5 protein-coding genes are annotated in these 6,276 nt (G+C 65.7%); 1 reads left to right on the top strand and 4 read right to left on the bottom strand.

Features of this window, described 5'->3' with window-relative positions; genetic code table 11:
* Positions 1-72: 72 nt before the first annotated feature.
* Complete coding sequence (locus B2W22_RS15775) at positions 73-1,494, bottom strand: class II 3-deoxy-7-phosphoheptulonate synthase (RefSeq protein ID WP_286938680.1); 1,422 nt, start codon at positions 1,492-1,494, stop codon at positions 73-75.
* Positions 1,495-1,685: 191 nt separating this feature from the next.
* Here B2W22_RS15775 and B2W22_RS15770 point away from each other — a divergent pair, with 191 nt between their 5' ends.
* On the top strand, positions 1,686-3,818 hold the full coding sequence (locus B2W22_RS15770; protein ID WP_286938678.1) for a TonB-dependent receptor: 2,133 nt from the start codon (positions 1,686-1,688) through the stop codon (positions 3,816-3,818).
* Positions 3,819-3,932: 114 nt separating this feature from the next.
* Here B2W22_RS15770 and B2W22_RS15765 read toward each other — a convergent pair whose 3' ends face one another.
* The 3 genes from B2W22_RS15765 to B2W22_RS15755 form a co-directional block, all read right to left on the bottom strand.
* Complete coding sequence (locus B2W22_RS15765) at positions 3,933-4,439, bottom strand: disulfide bond formation protein B (protein WP_286938677.1); 507 nt, start codon at positions 4,437-4,439, stop codon at positions 3,933-3,935.
* A 241-nt stretch (positions 4,440-4,680) separates the two neighbouring features.
* On the bottom strand, positions 4,681-5,064 hold the full coding sequence (gene rplQ / locus B2W22_RS15760) for a 50S ribosomal protein L17 (protein ID WP_079220763.1): 384 nt from the start codon (positions 5,062-5,064) through the stop codon (positions 4,681-4,683).
* Positions 5,065-5,253: 189 nt separating this feature from the next.
* Complete coding sequence (locus B2W22_RS15755; protein ID WP_079220762.1) at positions 5,254-6,252, bottom strand: DNA-directed RNA polymerase subunit alpha; 999 nt, start codon at positions 6,250-6,252, stop codon at positions 5,254-5,256.
* Positions 6,253-6,276 lie beyond the last annotated feature (24 nt).

Raw genomic sequence — 6,276 nt, 5'->3', positions numbered from 1 at the left:
CGGAATGCCGCTTCGGCTTTTAAAGTTGCCGTTGCAGTGAGCAGGTGCAGGGCTGCAAGCCTGCAGAAAAACCTACCTCGCCTGCTCCTGCTTGCGCACGATCGCCATCGCTATCTCCAGCGACTGCTCATAGTTCAACCGCGGGTCCACCGTCGAGCGATACGCACGCTCCAGGTCACGCTCGGTCAACTCGCGCGCACCACCGGTGCATTCGGTCACGTCCTCGCCGGTCAGCTCCAGGTGCACGCCACCCAGCCGCGTGCCCGCCGCAGCGTGCAGGTCGAAGGACATCTCCACTTCGCCCCGCACGTTGTCGAAGCGACGCGTCTTGAAGCCGTTGGCCGTGCTCTCGGTATTGCCGTGCATCGCATCGCACACCCACAGCACGCGACGGCCATCGCGCTTCACCGCGTCCAGCAGTGGCGGCAGCTTCTCGGCAATCTGCGCCGCCCCCATGCGGTGGATGAAGCTCAGGCGGCCGGGTTCGTCATCCGGGTTCAGCACGTCGATCAACCGCAGCAGCTGGTCCGGCTGCACCGACGGGCCCACCTTGATCGCGATCGGGTTGCGCACGCCACGCAGGTATTCCACGTGCGCGCCGTCCAGCGCGGCAGTGCGCATGCCGATCCACGGGTAATGCGTGCTCAGGTTCAACCAGCCCTGCTGGCGCGGCACCTGGCGGGTCAGGGCCTGCTCGTAGGGCAGCAGCAGCGCTTCGTGCGAGGTGTAGAAATCGATGCGGTTGAGGTTGTGCACGCGGGCCCCGGCCAGGGTCTCCATGAAGTGCACCGCGTCGCCGATCGAGGCCACCATCTTCTGGTACTCGGCGGCCAGCGGCGAATGCCGCACCCACTCCAGGTTCCAGTACTCGGGGTGGTGCAGGTCGGCGAAGCCGCCGTCGATCAGTGCCCGCACGAAGTTCATCGTCATCGCCGAATGCGCGTGGGCCTGCAGCATGCGCTTCGGGTCCGGCAGGCGCGCGGCCTCGGTGAACGCCGGCGCGTTGATCACATCGCCGCGGTAGCTCGGCAGGGTCACGCCATCGCGGGTCTCGGTGTCGGCCGAACGCGGCTTGGCGTACTGGCCGGCGAAGCGGCCAACGCGGATCACCGGCTGGCGCAGGCCGTGCACCAGCACCAGGCTCATCTGCAGCAGCACCTTCAGGCGGTTGGAGATCGTGCCCGATTCGCAGTCGCTGAAATTCTCCGCGCAGTCACCGCCCTGCAGCAGGAAGCGCTTGCCCTCCTGCGCATCAGCCAGCTGCTGCTTCAGCGCCAGGATCTCCCACGAGGTCACCAGCGGCGGCAGCCGCTTCAGCTCGTGCAGGGCCGCGTCCAGGGCAATCGGATCGGGATAGGTCGGCATCTGCAGTGCAGTCTTGCCACGCCAGCTCTCCGGCGACCAGCCAGCGCCAGCAGCGGTCGCAGCAGGATCGGAGACGGGCGGAACGGCGGACAGGCTCATTGCAGGATTCCGGGGGTGGGGGATGGTCATGGTCGCAGAGCCGGCCGCTGCCGCAAAGGCCCGGGCGGCGCCTGCACATGGCTGAACGCCGGGGAAAGGTCAGCGCGAGCGGCCACAAACCGCATGCCCACAGCCCCCCGGACAGGCGCATGATTCGCTCCGCAGTGTTACGAAGTAACAATCCAGTCACCCCTACCGGCCCCTTCCACAGCCCATCCGCCATGAAGCCCTCCCTGCTCGCTACCGGCATCACTTTCGCCCTGGCCCTGGCCAGCCTGCCCAACCTCGCCCTGGCCGCCGATGCCGGCACCGACGCGGCGCCGGTGAAGGACCTCGATACGGTCACCGTCAGCGCCCAGCTCGACCAGGCGCGCAACGCGCTGTCGCCCGACATCGGCAGCAGCCAGTACCAGATCACCGCCGAGGACATCCAGAAGCAGCCGCTGGGGGCGTCCGCGCCGCTCAGCCAGGTGCTGCTGCAGGCGCCCGGCGTGGTCCAGGATTCCTACGGTGGCGTGCACGTGCGCGGCGACCACGCCAACCTGCAGTACCGCATCAACGGCGTGCTGCTGCCGGAATCGATCTCCGGCTTCGGCCAGACCCTGGATGCACGCACGATCAAGAGCATCCGGCTGATGGACGGTGCATTGCCGGCGCAGTTCGGCGAGCGCACCGCCGCGGTGGTCGACATCACCACCCGCAGTGGCGCCGAACTCGGCAATGGCGGCAGCGTCGGCATCACCACCGGCTCGTTCGGCAAGGTCAATCCGAATGCCTCCTGGTGGGGCTCGCAGGGGCGGTGGAGCTGGTTCCTGACCGGCAACTACGACCAGAACGAGGTCGGCCTGGAAAACCCGACCAGCTCGCGCAAACCGGAGCATGACGATACCCACCAGGGCAAAGCCTTCGCCGACCTGACCTACCTGGTCAACGACACCACCCGCCTGAGCGTGTTCGCCGGCTTCGCCAACAACCGCTTCCAGATTCCGGTCAATCCGGGGCAGACGCCGCAGTTCGGCTACCTGGACACCACCACCTTCGATTCCAGCCAGCTGGATGAGACCCAGCGCGAAACCACCCGCTTCGGCATGCTGGTGCTGCAGGGCACGCTGGGCGAGACCGCCTACCAGGTCTCGGCCGGGCAGCGCTACAGCGATGTCGGCTTCAATCCCGACGTGGCCGGCGACCTGGTGTTCAGTGGCGTCGCCTCGCAGGTCCAGCGCAGCAACCGCGCCAATACGCTGCAGGCGGATTTCTCCACGCCGCTGGGCGACAACCACACGCTGCGCTACGGCGTATACGGCAACCAGGAACGCGCGCGTGCCAGCAACAACAGCTGGGCGTTCCCGGTCGACAATGACGGCGCGCAGGCGAGCACCACGCCGCTGCAGATTGCCGACAACAGCGCGTTCAAGGCCACCACCCTGGCGGTCTACGTGCAGGACGAATGGAAGATCGGCGACGACTGGACGGTCAACTACGGCCTGCGTGGTGATCGCTACAAGGCCTTCGGCCAGACCGAGGGCCAGCTCAGCCCGCGCCTGGGCGTGGTCTGGACTGCCAGCGACAGCACCACCGTGCATGCCGGCTACTCGCGCTACTTCACCCCGCCGGCGAGCGAGCTGATCGCCACCAGCGACATCAGCCTGTATGACGGCACCACCAACGCACAGCCGTCCGGTGGCAACAACATCCCGCTGGCCGAGCGCAGCGACTACTACGACATCGGTGTCTCCCAGCAGGTCGGCGACCACCTGACCCTGGGCCTGGATGCCTACGACCGGCGCGTATCGCGCCTGCAGGACGAAGGCCAGTTCGGCGCCGCCTACATCTACTCGACGTTCAACTACCGCCGTGGCCACATCCGTGGCCTGGAGTTCAGCGCCGACTACAGCAACGGTCCCTTCAGCGCCTACTTCAATGCCGCCCTGAACAAGGCCATCGGCACCGACGTCATCACCAGCCAGTACAACCTCGACCCGGAAGCACTGGCCTACGTGGCCGACCACTGGATCCACCTGGACCACGACCAGAAGCTGACCTCGTCAGGCGGTTTCAGCTATGCCTTCGCCGGCCACAACCGCATCGGCGCAAACTACGTGTTCGGCAGCGGCCTGCGCTCGGATACCGACACCGTGCCCAACGGCGGCGAACTGCCGTCCTACCTGCAGGTGAACCTCAGCGCCGGCCACGACTTCAATGCCGACAGCGGGCATCCGCTGCACATGCAGGTGGCGTTGATCAATGCACTGGATCGCAGCTACCAGCTGCGTGATGGCGGCGGTGTGGGTGTGTTCGCCCCGCAGTGGGGCCCGCGCCGCGGTGCCTACCTGAGCCTGCAGCAGGACTTCTGAGGGAGTGCCGGGCTGCCTGGGGTCGGATCCCTTTCCGCAGGAAAGGGCTCTGACCCCGCAACGAATGGGGTCGGAGCCCTTTGCGATGCAAAGGGATCCGACCCCGCCGTGTTTTCAGCGCTTGACCTTGCGCAGCGACACCACCAGCGCCCACAGCGCCAGCAGGACGAACCACACGCCCGACCACATCGGCATGGTCATGCCCAGGAAGGTCCAGTCGATGTTGCCGCAGTTGCCGGTGCCGGTCAGCACGGTGCGGAACACTTCCAGCGGCCCCATGGTCTCGCTCAGGAACGCCAGCGGCGGACCGCAGGTGGAACCCATCTCCGGCGGGAGCATCTGCACGTACACATGGCGCCCAGCAATGCCGATTCCGACAGCTGCCGCAATGAAGGCAAGGATGCCGTAGGTCGCGCGCCCCGGCCGGTTCGAGGGACCGTGCAAGGCGCCGACCAGGAACAACAGGCCCAGTGCAGCGAATGCCAGGCGCTGGAAGATGCACAGCGGGCAAGGCTCCAGCCCCATCTTCAGCTGCAGGAATATCGCGTAGCCAAGCAGGCCCACGCAGATCAGGAAGCCCAACAGGAACTGGGCGCAGAAGGGCCAGCGCAAAGGATTCATCGTGAACGCTCGAACGGATCAGGCGCCAAGCGTAACCGAGAGCGCCTCCCGTTCGAACCGCCACACGGCACGCCTGTCGGAACGGTGTGGGTCAGATCCCTTTGCGCATGCCAGGGGCTCTGACCCGCTGTGCTGCCTGCATGGGGTCAGAGCCCTTTCCTGCGGAAAGGGATCCGACCCCCGGAAACGCAAAAGCCCGGCAGAGGCCGGGCTTTCGCTGTGTCGCGTTGGAGCGGTCCGATTACTCGGCCACTTCCTCAGCCACGGCCGGACGGTCGACCAGCTCGACGTAGGCCATCGGAGCGTTGTCGCCGGCGCGGAAGCCGCACTTCAGCAAACGCAGGTAGCCGCCCGGACGGTTCGCGTAGCGCGGGCCCAGGATGGTGAACAGGTTGCCCACGGCTTCGTTGTCACGCAGGCGGGCGAAAGCCAGACGGCGGTTGGCGACGGAGTCGACCTTGGCCAGGGTGATCAGCGGCTCGGCAACGCGGCGCAGTTCCTTGGCCTTCGGCAGGGTGGTCTTGATCAGCTCGTGCTTGAACAGCGAGGCGGCCATGTTCTTGAACATCGCTTCGCGGTGGGCGCTGGTGCGGTTGAACTTACGGCCAGACTTCATGTGACGCATGGTGATATTCCTTGGTTAATGATGAGGCTGTGTGGATCGTTGTCGCCATCCTGGCGTTGCTGCGCGGACTGCGGTTGGTCCTGGCCATCCGTCCTGGACGACCTGCCCGCGAACCTGCGGTTCGTCGTGGCATGTATGTTGCGTTGAAGGCCCCACCGCGAACGGTGGAGCCTCCAGGCATTACCGATATCAGCCCAGCATGCCGTGGCTGGCGACGCCGGCCGGCGGCCAGTTCTCCAGCTTCATGCCGAGGGACAGGCCGCGCTGAGCCAGCACTTCCTTGATCTCGGTGAGCGACTTCTTGCCCAGGTTCGGGGTCTTCAGCAGCTCCACTTCGGTCTTCTGGATCAGATCGCCGATGTAGTAGATGCTTTCGGCCTTCAGGCAGTTGGCCGAACGCACGGTCAGCTCCAGATCGTCGATCGGGCGCAGCAGCACCGGATCCACGCCGTTGTTGGCCGGCTTGGCTGCACCGCGGTCGCGGTGGGTGAAGTCACCGAACACCGACAGCTGGTCGCTGAGGATGTCGGCGGCGGTGCGCACGGCTTCCTCGGCGTCGATGGTGCCGTTGGTCTCGATATCGATGACCAGCTTGTCCAGGTCGGTACGCTGTTCGACACGAGCCGCTTCCACGGCATAGGCGACGCGGCGGACCGGCGAGAACGAGGCATCCAGGACCAGGCGGCCGATGGCACGGGTTTCTTCGTCCGGACGACGACGCGCGGCAGCCGGCTGGTAGCCGAAACCACGTTCGATCTTCAGACGCATGTTGATCGCCGTATCCTTGGTCAGGTGGCAGATCACATGATCGCTGTTCAGGATCTCCACATTGTGGTCGACCTTGATGTCAGCTGCAGTGACAACGCCCGGGCCCTGCTTGGACAGGGACAGGGTGGCGCTGTCGCCGGAATGCATACGGATGGCCACGTCCTTCAGGTTCAGCAGGACTTCGAGCACGTCCTCCTGCAGACCTTCGACCGTGGTGTACTCGTGCAACACGCCGTCGATTTCGACTTCCGTGATGGCGAAGCCCGGGATGGACGACAGCAGCACGCGACGCAGGGCATTACCCAGCGTATGCCCGTAACCCCGCTCCAAAGGTTCGATAACGACCTTTGCACGGGTGTCGGTAAGGCGTTCGATCTGCGGACCGCGAGGACGCAGAACCTGGTTGGCGGTAACCGTCATGTTGCGGGTTCTCCTAGTGAACCC

The organism is Achromobacter sp. UBA4530 (assembly GCF_002388205.1).
Taxonomy (GTDB): domain Bacteria; phylum Pseudomonadota; class Gammaproteobacteria; order Burkholderiales; family Burkholderiaceae_B; genus Achromobacter; species Achromobacter animicus.
Note: the sequence above shows the minus strand (reverse complement) of the source record. Positions and strands in the feature narration are given on the sequence as shown.

Bases quoted from the DNA above. Each gene is read 5' to 3' on its own strand.
- B2W22_RS15765 (WP_286938677.1), bottom strand. From the start codon at position 4,439: ATGAATCCTTTGCGCTGGCCCTTCTGCGCCCAGTTCCTGTTGGGCTTC.
- B2W22_RS15775 (WP_286938680.1), bottom strand. From the start codon at position 1,494: ATGACCATCCCCCACCCCCGGAATCCTGCAATGAGCCTGTCCGCCGTT.
- B2W22_RS15755 (WP_079220762.1), bottom strand. From the start codon at position 6,252: ATGACGGTTACCGCCAACCAGGTTCTGCGTCCTCGCGGTCCGCAGATC.
- B2W22_RS15770 (WP_286938678.1), top strand. From the start codon at position 1,686: ATGAAGCCCTCCCTGCTCGCTACCGGCATCACTTTCGCCCTGGCCCTG.
- rplQ (WP_079220763.1), bottom strand. From the start codon at position 5,064: ATGCGTCACATGAAGTCTGGCCGTAAGTTCAACCGCACCAGCGCCCAC.